Source organism: Synechococcus sp. FACHB-909, from assembly GCF_014698945.1.
GTDB lineage: Bacteria > Cyanobacteriota > Cyanobacteriia > PCC-6307 > Cyanobiaceae > Cyanobium.
This window is the reverse complement of sequence record NZ_JACJTY010000004.1, coordinates 70,156-86,520: the sequence shown is the minus strand read 5'-3', so window position 1 is coordinate 86,520 and position 16,365 is coordinate 70,156. Positions and strand designations below refer to the sequence as shown.

Annotated in this window: 16 protein-coding genes and 1 tRNA gene; 8 read left to right on the top strand and 9 right to left on the bottom strand. The window is 71.1% G+C overall.

The window, feature by feature from the left end; genetic code table 11:
- Positions 1-54: 54 nt before the first annotated feature.
- The 6 genes from H6G99_RS08130 (at position 55) to cbiB (ending at position 5,834) form a co-directional block, all read left to right on the top strand.
- Positions 55-1,218, top strand: coding sequence for a PIN/TRAM domain-containing protein (locus tag H6G99_RS08130; protein WP_190610959.1), 1,164 nt, complete (start codon positions 55-57; stop codon positions 1,216-1,218).
- Positions 1,219-1,249: 31 nt separating this feature from the next.
- Entirely contained in the window at positions 1,250-1,921 is a 672-nt protein-coding gene (locus H6G99_RS08125; RefSeq protein WP_094587342.1) for an ATP-dependent Clp protease proteolytic subunit, read from the top strand.
- A 116-nt stretch (positions 1,922-2,037) separates the two neighbouring features.
- Entirely contained in the window at positions 2,038-2,649 is a 612-nt protein-coding gene (locus tag H6G99_RS08120) for an ATP-dependent Clp protease proteolytic subunit (RefSeq protein ID WP_094587343.1), read from the top strand.
- A 53-nt stretch (positions 2,650-2,702) separates the two neighbouring features.
- Complete coding sequence (gene ilvC, locus H6G99_RS08115) at positions 2,703-3,698, top strand: ketol-acid reductoisomerase (protein WP_094587344.1); 996 nt, start codon at positions 2,703-2,705, stop codon at positions 3,696-3,698.
- Between the two features lie 10 nt (positions 3,699-3,708).
- On the top strand, positions 3,709-4,815 hold the full coding sequence (locus tag H6G99_RS08110; protein ID WP_190610958.1) for a hypothetical protein: 1,107 nt from the start codon (positions 3,709-3,711) through the stop codon (positions 4,813-4,815).
- Positions 4,812-5,834 carry an adenosylcobinamide-phosphate synthase CbiB gene (gene cbiB, locus H6G99_RS08105; protein WP_286191066.1) on the top strand — a complete coding sequence of 341 codons (1,023 nt, stop codon included), beginning with the start codon at positions 4,812-4,814 and terminating at the stop codon, positions 5,832-5,834. The genes H6G99_RS08110 and cbiB overlap by 4 nt, the downstream gene beginning before the upstream one ends.
- Positions 5,835-5,850: 16 nt before the next feature.
- Here cbiB and H6G99_RS08100 read toward each other — a convergent pair whose 3' ends face one another.
- Both H6G99_RS08100 and H6G99_RS08095 read right to left on the bottom strand, forming a co-directional pair.
- The gene (locus H6G99_RS08100; protein WP_094587346.1) at positions 5,851-6,567 is read right to left on the bottom strand and encodes an undecaprenyl-phosphate galactose phosphotransferase family protein; all 717 of its coding nucleotides are present in this window, start codon (positions 6,565-6,567) and stop codon (positions 5,851-5,853) included.
- 65 nt (positions 6,568-6,632) lie between these two features.
- Positions 6,633-7,826 (bottom strand): glycosyltransferase, encoded by a 1,194-nt coding sequence (locus H6G99_RS08095; protein ID WP_094587347.1) that lies wholly within the window; start codon positions 7,824-7,826, stop codon positions 6,633-6,635.
- Positions 7,827-7,933: 107 nt separating this feature from the next.
- Here H6G99_RS08095 and H6G99_RS08090 point away from each other — a divergent pair, with 107 nt between their 5' ends.
- Entirely contained in the window at positions 7,934-8,176 is a 243-nt protein-coding gene (locus H6G99_RS08090; RefSeq protein WP_015108989.1) for a DUF8674 family protein, read from the top strand.
- 46 nt (positions 8,177-8,222) lie between these two features.
- Here H6G99_RS08090 and H6G99_RS08085 read toward each other — a convergent pair.
- Together H6G99_RS08085 and H6G99_RS08080 are read right to left on the bottom strand one after the other, a co-directional pair.
- Positions 8,223-8,307: transfer RNA gene (locus H6G99_RS08085), tRNA-Ser, on the bottom strand.
- Between the two features lie 37 nt (positions 8,308-8,344).
- Positions 8,345-10,408, bottom strand: coding sequence for a ComEC/Rec2 family competence protein (locus tag H6G99_RS08080; protein WP_353617202.1), 2,064 nt, complete (start codon positions 10,406-10,408; stop codon positions 8,345-8,347).
- A 65-nt stretch (positions 10,409-10,473) separates the two neighbouring features.
- Here H6G99_RS08080 and H6G99_RS08075 point away from each other — a divergent pair, with 65 nt between their 5' ends.
- The gene (locus tag H6G99_RS08075) at positions 10,474-12,123 is read left to right on the top strand and encodes a mechanosensitive ion channel family protein (RefSeq protein ID WP_286191065.1); all 1,650 of its coding nucleotides are present in this window, start codon (positions 10,474-10,476) and stop codon (positions 12,121-12,123) included.
- A gap of 14 nt (positions 12,124-12,137) precedes the next feature.
- Here H6G99_RS08075 and H6G99_RS08070 read toward each other — a convergent pair whose 3' ends face one another.
- From H6G99_RS08070 to H6G99_RS08050, 5 genes are read right to left on the bottom strand one after another with little or no spacing between them, the layout of a single operon-like run.
- A complete protein-coding gene (locus H6G99_RS08070; RefSeq protein ID WP_190610954.1) occupies positions 12,138-13,022 on the bottom strand; it encodes a bile acid:sodium symporter family protein in 885 nt (294 codons plus the stop codon).
- A gap of 5 nt (positions 13,023-13,027) precedes the next feature.
- A complete protein-coding gene (locus tag H6G99_RS08065) occupies positions 13,028-13,414 on the bottom strand; it encodes a YidH family protein (protein WP_190610953.1) in 387 nt (128 codons plus the stop codon).
- Complete coding sequence (locus H6G99_RS08060; RefSeq protein WP_190610951.1) at positions 13,415-13,837, bottom strand: DUF1622 domain-containing protein; 423 nt, start codon at positions 13,835-13,837, stop codon at positions 13,415-13,417. It lies immediately after the preceding gene.
- A 3-nt stretch (positions 13,838-13,840) separates the two neighbouring features.
- A complete protein-coding gene (locus tag H6G99_RS08055) occupies positions 13,841-14,803 on the bottom strand; it encodes a formylglycine-generating enzyme family protein (protein WP_190610949.1) in 963 nt (320 codons plus the stop codon).
- A gap of 25 nt (positions 14,804-14,828) precedes the next feature.
- Positions 14,829-16,334, bottom strand: coding sequence for an arylsulfatase (locus tag H6G99_RS08050; protein WP_190610947.1), 1,506 nt, complete (start codon positions 16,332-16,334; stop codon positions 14,829-14,831).
- Positions 16,335-16,365: the final 31 nt, after the last annotated feature.

Sequence of the window (16,365 nt, the reverse complement as noted above, 5' to 3'; positions counted from 1 at the left end):
CGGCCAAGCTTCTTTCAAACCTGCCGGGCGGCCGAGGCGTCGGGACTTCGAAGCATGGTGGACACCCTCATCTTGCTGCTGTTCCTGATCTCAGGGGCGGCCACCGGCTGGCTCGGGGTTGACCTGCTGCCGGAACAGCTGCTGCTGCAGGTGACCAACCAGGAGGGTCTGCGCACCGTGATGGGGGGCTTCGGCGCCTTCTTCGGGCTGATCGCCGGCATCTTCTTCCAGCAGCTGCGACGGCGCCTGATGGCCCAGGTGCGCAGCATGCCCACCGACCTGCTGATCAGCCGGGCGGTGGGCCTGATCCTGGGCCTGCTGGTGGCCAACCTGCTGCTGGCGCCGATCCTGCTGCTGCCCCTGCCCTGGGAAGTGGTGCTGGTGAAGCCGCTGGCGGCGGTGCTCAGCAACGTCTTCTTCGGGGTGCTGGGCTACAACCTGGCGGAAGTGCACGGACGCACCCTGCTGCGTCTGTTCAACCCGGCCAGCACCGAGGCCCTGCTGGTGGCCGATGGCGTGCTGCTGCCCGCGACCGCCAAGATCCTCGACACCAGCGTGATCATCGACGGCCGCATCCGCGGTCTGCTGGCCTCCGGGCTGCTGGAGGGCCAGGTGATCGTCGCCCAGGCCGTGATCGACGAACTCCAGGCCCTGGCCGACTCCTCCAACGGCGAGAAGCGCGCCAAGGGACGGCGGGGCCTGAAGCTGCTCACCGAACTGCGGGAGAACTACGGCCGCCGGCTGGTGGTCAACAGCACCCGCTACAGCGGCAACGGCGCCGACGACAAGCTGCTCAAGCTCACCGCCGACACCGGCGGCACCCTGCTCACCGCCGACTTCAACCTGGCCCAGGTGGCCCAGGTCCAGGAGCTGAAGGTGCTCAACCTCAGCGAACTGGTCATCGCCCTGCGGCCCGAGGTGCAGCCGGGGGATGGCCTGCAGCTCAAGATCGTGCGCGAAGGCAAGGAGGCCGACCAGGGCGTCGGCTACCTGGAGGACGGCACCATGGTGGTGGTCGAGGATGCCCGGCGCCGCATCGGCGAACGGCTGCCCGTCACCGTCACCGGCGCCCTGCAGACCCCCACCGGCCGCATGGTCTTCGCCCGCTGCGACCGCAGCGGCGAGCGGCCCGGCGAGCGGGGCAACGGCCGGGGTCTCGACAAGCAGGGCGGAAAACCCGTCGCCCTGCAGGAGCACCAGCCTCCTGGCCCCGGCTAGGCTCCTGCCTCACGACTGCTTGTGAGCGCGGATGACGGTGTCGGCCCCCTATTACGGCGATTCCGCGGTGATGCGCACACCGCCGCCGGATCTGCCGTCCCTGCTGCTCAAGGAGCGGATCGTCTATCTGGGGCTGCCCCTCTTCTCCGACGACGACGCCAAGCGTCAGATGGGCATCGACGTCACCGAGCTGATCATCGCCCAGCTGCTCTACCTGGAGTTCGACAACCCGGAGAAGCCGATCTTCTTCTACATCAACTCCACCGGCACCAGCTGGTACTCGGGCGATGCGATCGGCTTCGAGACAGAAGCCTTCGCCATCTGCGACACCCTTCGCTACGTCAAGCCGCCGGTGCACACCATCTGCATCGGCCAGGCCATGGGCACCGCCGCCATGATCCTCTCGGCCGGCACCAAGGGCCAGCGGGCCGCCCTGCCCCACGCCTCGATCGTGCTGCACCAGCCCCGCTCCGGCGCCCGCGGCCAGGCCAGCGACATCCAGATCCGGGCGAAGGAAGTGCTGCACAACAAGCACAGCATGCTGGAGATCCTCTCCGAGAACACGGGCAAGAGCATCGACGAGCTCTCCCGCGACTCCGACCGGATGACCTACCTCACGGCGGAAGAGGCCAAGGCCTACGGCCTGATCGACCGGGTGCTCACCAGCCGCAAGGACCTGCCGACGGCCGCCCCAGTGGCGTGACGCACCAGCTGGGCTGATCCCCCGGAGGGCACTCCCCGACCCTCGCCAACACCCGGCCCCAGGCCGCCCCTGTCCACCACCTCCTCTCTCCGGCTCCGAACGGGAGCCTTCCAGCCATGCCCATCGGCACCCCCAGCGTTCCCTACCGCCTCCCCGGCAGCCAGTACGAGCGCTGGGTCGACATCTACACCCGCCTCGGGGTGGAGCGCATCCTGTTCCTGGGCCAGGAGGTCACCGACGGAATCGCCAACAGCCTGGTGGCCCAGATGCTGTACCTCGACTCCGATGACAGCTCCAAGCCGATCTACCTGTACATCAACTCGCCGGGCGGGTCGGTGACCGCCGGCCTGGCGATCTACGACACCATGCAGTACGTCAAATCCGACGTGGTGACGATCTGCGTCGGACTGGCGGCCTCCATGGGCGCCTTCCTGCTGGCGGCCGGCACCAAGGGCAAGCGGCTGGCCCTGCCCCACAGCCGGATCATGATCCACCAGCCCCTGGGCGGCACCAGCCAGCGCCAGGCCAGCGACATCGAGATCGAGGCCCGGGAGATCCTGCGCATCAAGGACATGCTCAACCAGTCCCTGGCAGGGATGTGCGGCCAGTCCCTGGAGAAGGTCACCAAGGACACCGACCGCGACTACTTCCTCAGCGCCGCCGAAGCCAAGGAGTACGGCCTGATCGACCGGGTGATCGCCCACCCCTCGGAGGCCTCCGGCGGCTGAGGCCCGTGCGGACGCACACCTAAAGTCTGCGTTTGCCCTGCCCGCCGCCCGGAATGGCCCAGCTCTTCTACGACTCCGACGCCGACCTCAGCCTGCTGAACGGCAAGACGGTGGCCATCATCGGCTACGGCTCCCAGGGCCATGCCCACGCCCTGAACCTCAAGGACAGCGGTGTCAACGTGGTGGTGGGCCTTTACGACGGCAGCCGCTCGGCCGCCAAGGCCCGCGCCGACGGCCTCGAGGTGCTGAGCGTGGCTGACGCCTGCGCCAAGGCCGACTGGATCATGGTGCTGCTGCCCGATGAGGCCCAGAAGGCCGTCTACGCCACCGAGATCGCGCCCCACCTCAGCGCCGGCAAGGTGCTGAGCTTCGCCCACGGCTTCAACATCCGCTTCGGGCTGATCCAGCCCCCCGCCGATGTGGACGTGGTGATGATCGCGCCCAAGGGCCCCGGCCACACCGTGCGCTGGGAGTATCAGAACGGCCAGGGCGTGCCCGCCCTGTTCGCCATCCAGCAGGACGCCTCCGGCCATGCCCGCGAGCTGGCGATGGCCTACGCCAAGGGCATCGGCGGCACCCGCGCCGGCATCCTCGAAACCAATTTCAAGGAGGAGACCGAAACCGACCTCTTCGGTGAGCAGGCCGTCCTCTGCGGCGGTCTGAGTGAACTGGTGAAGGCCGGTTTCGAGACCCTGGTGGAAGCGGGCTACCAGCCCGAGCTGGCCTACTTCGAGTGCCTGCACGAGGTGAAGCTGATCGTCGACCTGATGGTCAAGGGCGGCCTCACCGCCATGCGCGACTCGATCTCCAACACCGCCGAGTACGGCGACTACGTCAGCGGACCCCGGCTGATCACCGCCGACACCAAGGCGGAGATGCGGCGCATCCTGGCCGACATCCAGGACGGCACCTTCGCCCGCAACTTCGTGGCCGAGTGCGAGGCGGGCAAGCCCGAGATGGCCAAGGCCCGCGAGCGCGATGCCGCCCATCCCATCGAGCAGGTGGGCAAGGGTCTGCGCTCCATGTTCAGCTGGCTCAAGGCCGCCTGATCCCCAGCCCATGCAGCGGCGCCTGCTGACGATCGCCTGGAGCAGCAGCCAGGCCAGCGGCACCCTGGCCATCGGCGCCACCGCCTGGCTACTCAGTGGCCTCACCCCGTCGCCGCTGGTCAACGGGGTGCTGCCGGCCCTGGCCACCCTGCCGCTGCTGCTGCCCCTGCCCCAGCGGATCCGGCTCGGCTCCCTGCTCCAGGTGCTCAGCCTGCTGCTGCTGCTGGCGGTGGCGGCGGGCCTGCTGGGCCGCTCCGTGCTCGCCCCCCTGCTGGGCATCGCCCTGCTGGCGGTGGGTCTGCGCCTGGCCCAGGACCCGCTGCAGCGCCAGCTCCATGGCCGCTGGGGGGTGCCGATCGGCGAGCTGCGGGCCGGCGCCGAAGCGGGCCGCCTGGCGGGCAACCTGCTCACAGCCCTGCTGTTTCCCGTCGGCAAGGCCCTGCTCCAGTTCGGCAGCGCCCTGGTGCTGCTGCTGCCCCTGGCGCCACTGGTCGGGGCCCTGCGGGCCGGCGGCCACCACCCGGTGGAGCACCGCGAGGGTGATGCGGCAGCAGCGTTGACGGCGGCAGCGGCGACCACCGCTGCAACGACCACCGCTGCAGCGGAGCCGGCCCCCTGGCGCCTGGAGCCGGGCGGGGTGCTGCAGGGGCTGCTGCTCGGCGGGCTGTTCGCCCTGCTGCCCCTGTGGGTGCGCGAGCAGGCGGCTGGCAGCTGCTTCGATTTCGGCCTGCTGCTGACGGCCTACGGCCTGGGCCGGACCGGCGCCGAAGCCTGGGGCCTGCGGCTGCCGCCGCGCCTGCCCTACCTGCTGATGGCCGCCGTGCTGGTGGCGACCCAATTCGTGGGCAGCTGGGGGTCCGTGCTGCTGTTCGTGCCCTTCGGCCTGCTGGCCGCCGTGGCCGATGCGCGCCTGGCCCACGGCGTCGATCCGGCCGGCGACCTGCAGCAGAACTGGAGCCTCCTGGAGCGCTCCTCAGCCCTGGGGGGCCTGGCCGGCAGTCTCGGGATGGGGCTGGTCGCCCAGCTGATCGGCCTGGGCGGCAGCCTGCCGATTCAGCTGGCGGCCTTCCTGGGGGCGGGTGTGCTGCTGCCGCTGCTGCAGCGTCGCCGGCATTGAGCCCGGCCCTGCCGGCCCTGCTTGTGCTGCTCGCCTGCGGGCTCGACCGGCTGCTGGGGGACCCCCTCTGGGCGCCACACCCCGTCCAGGCGATGGGCTGGGCCATCACCGGCCTGCGCCGGGCCGTGGAGGCCTGGGCCGGCGACGCCCCCCGGCGCTTGCGGCTGGGCGGGCTGCTGCTCACCCTGCTGGTGGTCGGCGCCAGCGGCCTGGCGGGCTGGGGCCTCGAGGCCCTGGCCTGGCGTTTCCCCCCGGTGGGGGTGCCCCTGCTGGTGCTGGGCCTGGCCAGCGCCCTGGCGGGCGGCAGCCTGGGGCGGGCCGTGCGGGCCGTGCTGGTGGCGCTGCCCGACCTGCCCCTGGCCCGGGCCCGCCTCGCCAGGATCGTGGGCCGCCAGGTGAGCCACCTGCCGGAAGCGGAGATCCTGCGGGCCGCCGCCGAGACCGCCGCCGAAAACGCCGTCGACGGGCTGTTCGCCCCGCTGTTCTGGATGCTGGCCGGGGCGGCCCTGCTGCAGCTGGGGCCGGCCCTGCCTTCCTTGCCACTGCCGGGGCCCCTGGCCCTGGCCTGGGGTTTCAAGGCCGCCAGCACCCTGGACTCGATGCTGGGCTACCGCCACGGGCGCATGCGCTGGCTGGGCACCGCCGGCGCCCGCCTCGACGACCTGCTCACCTGGCTCCCCACCCGACTGGTGGCCCTGAGCCTGCCCCTGGCGGCGGGCCGGCCCGGGCAGACGCTCCCCTGGCTGCGGGCGGCCCTGCGGGATGGTGCCCCCGACCCGTCCCCCAATGCCGGTGTCTCGGAGGCGGCCTTCGCCCACGCCGCCGGCGTGCGCCTGGGTGGGGCCAACACCTACGCCGATGGGGTGCGCATCAAGCCCACCCTGGCGGCAGGGGGGCGTCCACCCGATCGGGCCGGGGTGGAGCGGATCCTGGCCCTGGGTGATCGGCTGGAACTGCTGTGGCTGGTGCTGGCCGTGCCGGCCCTGGCCTTCCTCGGTGCCGGATGGGCGCCCGGCTGAGACGACGGGGCCGGCCTCAGTAGGCGCCGCGGTCGCGGGGGTCGAGCATCACGCCGATCGTGCGCAGGATGATGCGCAGATCCATCAGCAGGGTGCGGCGGCGGGCGTAGCGGACATCCAGCCGGACCCGCTCGGGGTAGCTGAGGTTGTTGCGGCCGGACACCTGCCACAGGCCCGTCAGGCCGGGCCGCACCGCCAGCACCTCGTCCATGCGGTTGCCGTAGCGCTCCAGCTCGCTCTTCACGATCGGACGGGGGCCCACCACGCTCATCTCACCGCGGAGCACGTTGAGGAACTGGGGCAGTTCATCGAGGCTGGAGCGGCGCAGGAACTTGCCCAGGCGGGTGATGCGGGGGTCGTTCTTGAGCTTGAAATCGTTGCGGAACTCCTCATCCAGATCCGGGGATTCGGCGAGCAGCTTGGAGAGAAGCCGATCGGCATCCCGCCGCATGGTGCGGAACTTGATGCAACCGAAACTGCGGTAATCGCGGCCCACCCGCTGCTGCACGTAGAACACCGGCCCGCGGGAGGTGACCTTCACCAGCAGGGCCAGGGTCAGCAGCACCGGCGACCCGAGGGTGAGCACGGTGAGCGAAAAAAGGATGTCACCGGCGCGCTTGACGACGCGGTCGCGCTTGGACTGAAAGGCGATCAGCTCTTCCGCGGTGAGCACCTGCGCCGGAGCCGTCACAAGCTGGTGAGAGGCGTAGGGGGTCCCGATGGAAGAGAGCATGGGGGACGGGTTCGTTAGATGAAGTTAAGGATCAGCCCGTGCGGAACTCCATCCCGCAGGGCCACTCAGATCAGAGGCACAGGACGGCGGAGGCGGCGACGGTGCTGCTGCCAGAGCTGGTCGAGCAGGGTTTCCATGCGGCGTCGGAAGACGGGGGGGGCAAAGCTCTCCGCCCGGAGCCGCTGCCCCTCCGCCGGCAGGGAGCGCCACAGCCGGCCCGCCTCGAAGTGCTCCAGGGCCGCCGCCAGGCTGGCGGCGTTCTGCTCCGGGAACAGCAGACCGGTGGGGGCCGCTTCGCCGTCCCTGAGGCAGCGGACGCTGTCGAGCACCCCACCCTGTCCGAAGGCGATCACCGGGGCGCCGGCGGCCATCGCCTCCACCGGCGCGATCCCGAAATCCTCCAGGCCGGCGTACACGTAGGCCCGCGCCCGCTCCAGCCAGGCGGCGGTCTCCCGGTCCGGCAGGCGACCGAGGAAGCGGATGGCCGGGCCCGCCATCGCCTCCAGCCGCCGCCGCTCGGGGCCGTCGCCCAGCACCACCAGGGGCAGGCCGGTGCGGTTGAAGGCCTCCACCACCACATCCACCCGCTTGTTGGGCACCAACCGGCAGAGGCTGACGTAGACGTCGTCCCGGGGCTGATCCCAGCGGAAGCGCTCCACCGCCACGGGGGGCGGCAGCACGTGGGCGCGCCGACGCCAGAAACAGCGGATGCGGCGGGCGGTGAAGCGGGAGTTGGCCACCAGGGCATCCACCCGGGCGCTGCTGACCACGTCCCACTGGCGCAGCTGGTGCAACTGCAGCCGCACCAGGGGGCCCAGGGGCCCGCGGGCCAGGGCCGAGCGGGCCAGGTAGGTGTGCATCTGGTCCCAGGCGTAGCGGGCCGGGGTGTGCACATAGCTGACGTGCAGCTGGTCCGGACCGGTGATCACCCCCTTCGCCACCAGGTGGCTGCTGCTGATCACCAGGGGATGGCCGGACAGGTCGAGCTGCTCGATCGCCAGGGGCAGGAGCGGCAGGTACTGCTGCACGTGGCTCACCCCCCAGGGGAGCCGCTGGATGAAACTGGTCTGGACCCGGCGGCCGGCCAGCCAGCTGCCGGGCAGGGAACTCTCCCCGTCCACCAGGGCGAACAGGGCCGGGGGTGTGCCCCGGCCGGCCAGGAGCCGGTCGAGCTCCTCGACCACCTGCTCGGCGCCACCCACCGACCGGGGGGTGAACCACTCGTGCACCAGGGCGACAGGGCTGGGGAAGGCCTCCATGGCAGGCACCGTAGGCGCCAGTATCACGAAAACTCTCAGCCGATTGCCCTGGCCGGGGTCTCTGCCGAAGCTAAGGCGACGACTGGGATGGCGAGAGCCGGGACACGATGGCGATCCGCGAGCTTCTCGAAGACGCCCTGCAGGAGCCTTCCATCGGGACAACCCCCTGCTTCCGCTGGCATGCCACTTCCGTGGGCATCGCGGCGCTCTGGTGTGATGGCAAGCCACCGCCGGCGCCGCCCTTCGATGTGGCGCTCAAGGAGGGGCTGCAGGTGGGACTCGACCTCAGCCGGGAGGAGAGGGAATTTCACCAGGTGAAATCCGGCCTGGTGCTGCTGTTCCATTCCTGACGCGCGCAGGCCAGGCCTGACGGCGCGGAGGCCAGGCCTGTAGAAACGGAGAGGGTGGGATTCGAACCCACGGAAGGTTGCCCTTCAAACGATTTCGAGTCGTTCGCTTTCGACCACTCAGCCACCTCTCCACACCCCTGGCGCCATGGCGTCGGGGATCGCCACACTTTACGGAGCGGTCAGCGCACCGCTGGCCCCACTGGCCCGCCAGCCCCGCGGCAGGGGGGCGCCCGTCGGCGCGGCACCACTGAGCCACACCCGCGGCGGTCCGCGCTCCAGCAGGGCCCGCTTCTCGGCAGGCCGGGGCCGGACCCCCAGCCACACCCCCTCGCCGCCGGCCGGACGGTCCAGCCTCCAGGTGGCCAGCGCCTGGCGGTCGGGCAGCAGCAGCCAGCGGTGGTGGCCCAGCTGCAGGCGCAGGGCGTGGCTGTCCATGGCCAGGGCCTCCACCCCGAGCCCCTGGCTCGCCAGCCGTTGGCCCGCGGCCAACGGGGCCGCCCCGCCCCCGTAGTCCAGCACCCGTCCGGCCTGCCGGCTCCAGCAGGCCGGATCGGCTCCGGCCACCGGATCCAGCAACAGGGTCCAGTCGAAACGGACCACCCCCAGGGCCTGGGCCAGCTGGCCGGCCTGGCGGCAGCTGAACCCGTCGGCGCGGGTGCTGACCAGGGCGGCGCGGCCCTGGTGCCGGGCCAGCAGCAGGTCGCGGGGGGGACCGCCCTCCCCCTGGTGGACCAGCAGCAGCTGGTCGCCGCCCAGCAGCACCAGATGGGCCGCCAGCACCCCGACGCCCAGGCCCGCCGCCAGGCCTCGAAGGCGCCGGCCGGTCCCCGGCAGCACCAGAGCCAGCAGGGCCAGGCTGAACAGGAGCACCAGCAGGGGCAGGGGCCGGCCGCTCTGCCACTGGGCCATGGGAAGGCCGGCGACCCCGTGGGCAAGCTGCAGCAGCAGCTGGGCCAGCCAGCCCAGGGGCACCAGCAGCGGCGCCAGCAGGGGCGGCAGCAGCACGGCCACGGCCGCCAGGGCCATCGCCCCGAGGGTGAGCGGCGTGAGCAGGGGGCCCGCCAGCAGGTTGGCCGGCACGGCGTAGAGGGGCACCACGCCGAAGTGGAGCAGCTGCAGGGGCAGGGTCCAGAGGCTGGCCGCCACCGGCACCGCCAGGGCCGGGGCCAGCCAGCTCCGCCACCAGCCCGCCGCCCCGGGGGGGCCACCGGGCAGCCGCCGGGCCAGGGCCTGCTCCAGGGGCCGCGCCGTCAGCACCAGGCCGGCGGTGGCGGCGGCGCTCAGCTGGAAGCCCACGTCGTGCAGCCAGGCCGGCCGCAGCAGCAGCATCCCCGCCAGGCTGAGGCCCAGGATCCCCAGGGGCCGGCCACGGCGGCCGCTCTCCAGCAGCACCAGGGCGATGGCCCCCATCAGCACCGCCCGCACCACCGAGGGCTGGGGCCCGGCCAGCACCAGGAACAGCACGATGGCCCCGGCCCCCAGGCCCAGCCGCGCCCAGCGGCCGAGCCCCCGGCCGATGGCCAGCACCGCCCCCAGCAGGACCGTGAGGTGGAACCCCGAGGCCGCCAGGGCGTGGGAGAGGCCGGCGACGCGGAAGTCGGCGCGCAGTTCGGCCGGCAGGGGCACCACGGCGCTGCCCAGCACCAGGGCCGCCAGCAGGCCGCCCCGCTCCGGACCCGCCGCGGCCACGAAGCGCGCGGCGATGGCGCGGCGCAGATCGGCGATCGGGGTGGCGGGCCGGCGGAGCACCTCCAGCCGCTCCACCGCCAGGCGGGTCCAGGCGCCCTGACGGGCCAGGCGCTCCGCCGGCCCCGCCAGCAGGGGGTGGGGCGCCGGCCGGGGGCGCCGCAGCAGCCCGCTCACCCGCACGCCCCAGCCCTCGCGCAGCGCCGGACAGGCGGGGAAGACCAGCTCGCTGCGCCCCCCGGCCGTCTGCAGCAGCACCCGGCAGGGACCCGGACCCGTCGCCTGCCCCGCCGCTCCGGCCACGGGGGCCCCGGCGGCCACCGGGTCGCCCAGCAGACGGCCCTGCAGGATCACCGGCTGCGGCCCATCGCCACCGGCGAGCAGCCGCAGCGGGTCGGCCGGTCCGGGCTGGAGCGGCCGCAGCTGGGCCTGGACCAGCACCACGAGCAGCAGCAGCAGCGGCAGCAGGGGGGAGCGGAGCATGCTCCAGGGTTCCCGCCGGCGGCCGTGGGCCCCCGCCGCCATCGACACTCCTGGCAGCGCCACGGGACAATCCCCTCGGCGGATCCAGGTGATCGGTGATGCAGCGGCAGAGATTCACGTGGCGGCCGTTGACCCTCGGACGGCAGATCGCCCTGCTGGCGCTGCTGCTCTGCCTTGGCCTGGGGCTGGGGCTGGGCCTTGACCCGCCCAGGCCCGCATGGGCCGGCGAGGGCGGCACCACGGCGGCGGCCGCCCAGGGCTGTGCGACCACGCCCCTGTTCGTCGGCCTCGATGGCCGCCGCTACCTGGAGATCCGCCGGGCCCCGGCCGCCCAGAAGCTCGACGAGTACGTGCGCCGCGCCAATGCCCGCCTGCTGGAAGTGGCGCAGGATCACACCGTCCAGCCCCACCAGCTCGTGGTGCAGGACGAGCCCCCCTTCTCCCTGGTGGGCATCAGGGAGGAGGACGGTCGCTTCAACCCCGAACTGGCCGTGGGCGATCGCGCGGCGGCCTGCTTCGGGGTGACGCGGCAGCAACTGGCGCTGCGCTACCGGGACGGCATGCGGCGGGCCATCACCAGCTACCGGGGCAGCCACACGCTTGGGTCCTGGTTGAGGGGAACGGCCCTGGCGGCCTTGGTGCTGGGGTTCTACATCCTGTGGCTGCGGGTGCAGGGGGGGCTCAACAGGCGGCTCCAGCGACACTTCGCCGAACGCCCCCGTTTCATGATGCAGGAGCTGAGTCGTCTGGGGCTGGGCGGGTTCGTCGAGGCGGACCACGTGCGACAGATCATGCAGTGGCTGCGCCAGGTGGTGCACTGGTCGCTGGTGCTGGTGATCAGCTATCTGCTGATTCCGCTGCTGCTGGGCTTCTTCCCACCCACCGCCGGCATCGCCGAAGGTCTGCGGGGCCAGATCAAGACGGTGGTGCTGGGGTTCCTGGGCGGCATCGTGCAGGCGATCCCCAACCTCGTCTCGATCGGGGTGATCGTGGTCATCACCGTGCTGGCGATCCGTGCCAGCCAGTCCTGGTTCCGCGCCGTCGACCATGGCCGGATCCGGCTTCCCGGCTTCTACCAGGAGTGGGCCCTGCCGACGGCCCGGCTGGTGGCGATCCTGCTCTGCATGGCCGGTCTGGCGGCGGCCTTCCCCTACATCCCCGGCTCCGGCAGCAAGGTGTTCCAGGGGGCCGGTCTGTTCATCGGCGCCCTGGCGGCGCTGGGCTCCAGCGCCATCGCCAGCAACATCATCAGCGGACTGATGCTCATCTACACCCGGGCCTTCCGCGAAGGCGACCGGGTGGAGATCAACGGGGTGTTGGGGGTGGTGCAGGACCGGGCCCTGCTGGTGACCCGCCTGCAGACACCGCGCAACGAACTGGTGAGCATTCCCAATGCCAGCGTGATCGGCGCCTCGGTGGTGAACTACAGCTTCTCCCGCAGGGAGATCAGCCAGCCCGTGGCGATCGCCACCACGATCACCATCGGCTACGACGTTCCCTGGCGGCAGGTGCACGCGCTGATGCTGGCGGCAGCGCAAAGCGTCCCTGGCATCACCGACGAGATCGATCCGTTCGTGCTCCAGACCGCCCTCAACGACTTCCACATCAGCTACGAGCTCACGGCCTTCGTGCGCGCACCGGACACCTACCGCCAGACCCTCTCGGAGGTGCTGGCGGCTCTTCAGGATCAGTTCGCCGCCGCCGACGTGGAGATCCTCTCGCCGGGCTATCACGCCATCCGCAACGGCAACCGAAGCACCGTGCCGAAGCAGGGCTGATCAGGTGGGATGCCTCAGCCGGCGGACGGCAGCTGCCGCTTCTGCCAGCTCAGGAACAGGGTGCTGATGATCACGGTGATCAGCACATAGCTGAGCAGGCCGGGGATCAGGCCCGGCAACCCCTTGCCGTAGGTCAGGGCCAGCTGGGCGGCCAGTCCGGTGTTGCGCATGCCCGAGACCAGGGCCACGGTGCGGCGTTCCAGCGGGTCCGAACCGGCCAGCCCGTAACCGATCGCCAGGCTGAGCACGCTGAGCACGGCCATCCCGGCCAGGGCCACCAGGTTCTGCTGCAGGAAGGGCAGCAGCTGCCGGCCGGCGAGCAGCAGCAGGGCCGCCATCATCACCATCAGCAGCACGGTGGCCAGGGACCCGAGGGCCCGGCTGCAGCGCCGCGCCAGCTCGGGCTGCCACTGCCCCAGCAGCACCCCGGCGACCACCGGCAGCACCTGCACCTTCAGCACCTGGCCCGCCACCTGGCCGGGGGTGATCCCCCAGTCGGCCACCTCCCAGCCCCGCAGGCCGGCGCCGGTGCGGAAGATCACCTCCATCAGCGGAACCGTGACGATCGCCAGCAGCGCCGCGCCGATCTGCAGCCGCGCGGCCAGCTCGGCCGTGCCGCCGCTGCTGCGCACCCGGAACAGGATCAGGGGGGCGCTGGGACAGGCCAGCATCAGGGCCATGGCCACCCAGGCGGGCCGGCTCAACAGGCCATGGAGGGGCATCAGCACCAGGGCCAGCCCGGCGAGGGGCACCAGCACGCAGGTGCCCAGCAGCACGCGCCAGAGGAAGGCGGGGCGATCCCTTAGCAGGAGGAACGGGTAGTGCTTCAGCCCCAGGCCCAGGCTGAACATCAGGGTGACGATGGTGGCCGAGACCAGAACGCCGGCGGCTTCGCGCATGGTGATCAGCCGAGAGGGGAACCCATCACCAGCAGCGCAAACGCCACAACACCGATGACTGTGAGTGCGATGGCCGTCAGGGTGCTGATCGAACGCTGATCGGTATAAAGAAAGTCGTCACGCCGGATCAGCTTGAGCGTGCGCAGGTGCTGGCGGGTGGCCGCCGCCATCGCCAGGATTCCGACAAGAATGAACCCCATGGACACCAGCCGCACACTCAGACCGGCATGGGCACTGCGATCGAAGCGGCTGCTGTTGATCGCCCCGATGATCTTGTCGAGGCCGAAGCCGAAGCTGATCAGCGAGAGGCAGGTGCGGATCCAGGCCATCAGCGTGCGCTCAGCCGCCGCCCGGTTGCGCTCCTTCGCCAGTTCGTTGTTGAGGTTGGCCATCTAGGGGGAGAGGGGCTCGGGGGTGGAACTCTGCTGACGCTGCTGGCGCTGGGCCTCCTCGAACTTCATCTCCAGCTCCACCTCCCGGCCGAGGAAGACGTTGAGGAAGGTGCGGATCACGGCGATGACACCCAGCTGGATCAGGTTCTGGTTGGAGGGGGCCGTCGTGGTGGCGACGATATCGGCGGCCAGCTGGAACTCCAGGGCCATCGACAGCCAGCTGCCGAAGGTGAGGCGAAGGCTGTTGAAGCGCCGGCTGACGGGTTCGCGGCGGTGGCGGCCGGGGCCCAGCCGCTGGCGCACGGCCTGGAGCAGGGTGGCCGCGAACCCCAGCGCCACGCACACCAGCGACACGCCTTCGAGCACGAAGCGCAGGCCGACGGCGAACCGCTCGAGCCACTCCACCAGGGGAAACTCCGCCATGGATCAGCCCCTCACGATGCAGCGGAAGCCCATGTGGCAGGTGGAGGTGTCGATCCCCTGGGCCATGCGGGCGGCGGGCCGGTAGCGGCGGCAGTAGCTGGGGGCGCACAGAAAGGACCCGCCCTTCACCACCTTGCGCGGCTGGTTTCCGTGCTGGGAGCCCGGATCGATGCTGGCCTGCCGGCAACACCCTTTAGGTTTGTCGCCCGTGGCGGCGTGGCCGCCGTACCAGTCGTCGGTCCACTCCCAGACGTTGCCGATCATGTCGAGCAGGCCGTAGCCGTTCGCCGGGAAGGCCCCCACCGGCGAGGTGCGCTCCCAGCCGTCGAGGAGGCTGTTGTGGTGCGGGAAGTCCCCCTGGAAGGTGTTGGCCATGGGCCGGCCGCGGGGGTGCAGTTCGTCCCCCCAGGCGAACTCACCCGCCTCGAGGCCGCCGCGGGCGGCCCGCTCCCACTCGGCCTCGCCGGGCAGCTGCTTGCCGGCCCAGGCGGCGTAGGCCGCCGCATCCCCGTGGGCCACATGCACCACGGGATGGTGCTCCCGCATCCGGATCGAGCTGCCGGGCCCCTCGGGATGGCGCCAGCAGGCCCCCGGCAGGTACTGCCACCAGCGGTAGGGATCACCCGTGCCGATGGGCCCGGGCGGCGGCACGAACACGATCGAGGCCGGGGCCAGCAGCTCCGGCAGGGCTCCGGGATAGTCGGCCGGATCGGCCGGCCGCTCCGCCAGGGTGACGTAGCCGGTGGCCTTCACGAACTTCTGGAACTGGGCGTTGGTGACCGGGGTGCGGTCGATCCAGAAGCCCCCCACCGCCACCCGGTGGGCCGGGGCCTCCTCCGGGTAGTGGTGGTCGGAACCCATCAGGAAGGAACCTTCCGGAATCCAGACCATGTCCCGCGCCGGCGGGCGCCCCGGCCGGAGGGCCGGGGCGGATCGCGTCGGGGAGGGGGAGCGCTCCGGGGTCATGGCGGGGGCGGTAGCGGCGAGCCCCTCAGTGGCCGCCGCTGGCGGCGGCGGTCATCTTGGCGATCACATCCTCCAGGGAGAAGCTGGCCGCCTTCTGGCGGGGCGGATAGGCCTGGAACGTGGCCAGGAATCGACTCGCGATCACCTGGGCCGGCACCAGGGCGAAGGCGTGGTCGAGCATCCAGTCCCAGTAGGTGTTGGAGGTGATGTCGGCCCGCTCATAGGGATCGGTGAGCAGGTTGAAGATCTTCGGCACCCGCAGCGGCGTGAAGGGCTCCGCCCAGACCTGCAGCGTGCCGGTGGCGCGCTGCTCCATGAACACGAACTTCCAGTTGTCGTAGCGCAGGCCGGTGAGATCGCCGTCGTCGGAGAAGTAGAAGAATTCCACCCGGGGGCTCTTGTCGCTCTGGCCGGTCCAGTAGTCGAGCATGTTGTAGCCATCCAGGTGGATCTTGAAGGTCTTGGAGCCCACCGTGTGGCCCTCCAGGAGCTTCTCCTTGATCTGCGGTTCGCCGGCCGCCGCCAGCAGGGTGGGCAGCCAGTCGAGATGGCTGACGATGCCGGTGTAGAGGGTGCCCGGGGCGATCTTCCCAGGCCAGCGCACCAGGGCCGGCACCCGGTAGGCCCCTTCCCAGTTGGAGTTCTTCTCGTTGCGGAACGGGGTCATGCCGGCATCGGGCCAGCTGTTCATGTGGGGCCCGTTGTCGGTGCTGTACATCACGATCGTGTCATCGGCGATGCCCAGCTCATCGAGCAGGTCGAGCATCTCGCCGATGCAGTTGTCGTGATAGATCATCACGTCGTGGTACTCCGACTGCCACCGCCCCGCCTGGCCGACGTCCTGGGGACGGGCATGGGTGCGGAAGTGCATGTGGGTGGTGTTGAACCACACGAAGAAGGGCTCGCCGGAGGCCACGGCATCGCGGATGAAGCGCTTGGCTTCGACGAGGAACTCCTCATCGCAGTTCTCCATCCGCTTCTTGGTGAGCGGGCCGGTGTTCTCGATGCGCTGGGTGCCATCGCCGTTGGCCCAGCAGTGCAGCACGCCCCGGGGGCCGAAGTTCTTCTGGAAATCGGGGAAGTCCTCCGGTTTGGGATAGTCGGGCAGTTCGGGCTCCTCCTCGGCGTTGAGGTGGTAGAGGTTGCCGAAGAACTCGTCGAAGCCGTGCATCGTCGGCAGATGCTCGTCGCGGTCGCCGAAGTGGTTCTTGCCGAACTGGCCGGTGCGGTAGCCCAGCGGCTGCAGCAGCTCGGCGATGGTGGGATCCTCGGGGCGGTAGCCCAGCTCGGCGCCCGGCAGCCCCACCTTGCTCAGGCCGGTGCGGAACACGCTCTGGCCGGAGATGAAGGCCGCCCGGCCGGCGGTGCAGCTCTGCTCGGCGTAGTAGTGGATGAAGCGGCCGCCCTCGCTGGCGACCCGGTCGATGTTGGGGGTCTGGTACCCCATCAGGCCGTCGCTGTAGCAGCTGAGGTTGCTCTGGCCGATGTCATCGCCCCAGAGGATGAGGATGTTGGGCTGGCCGTTGGGCATGGCGGGGAACACCCGGCGGGTGAGGAAGTGG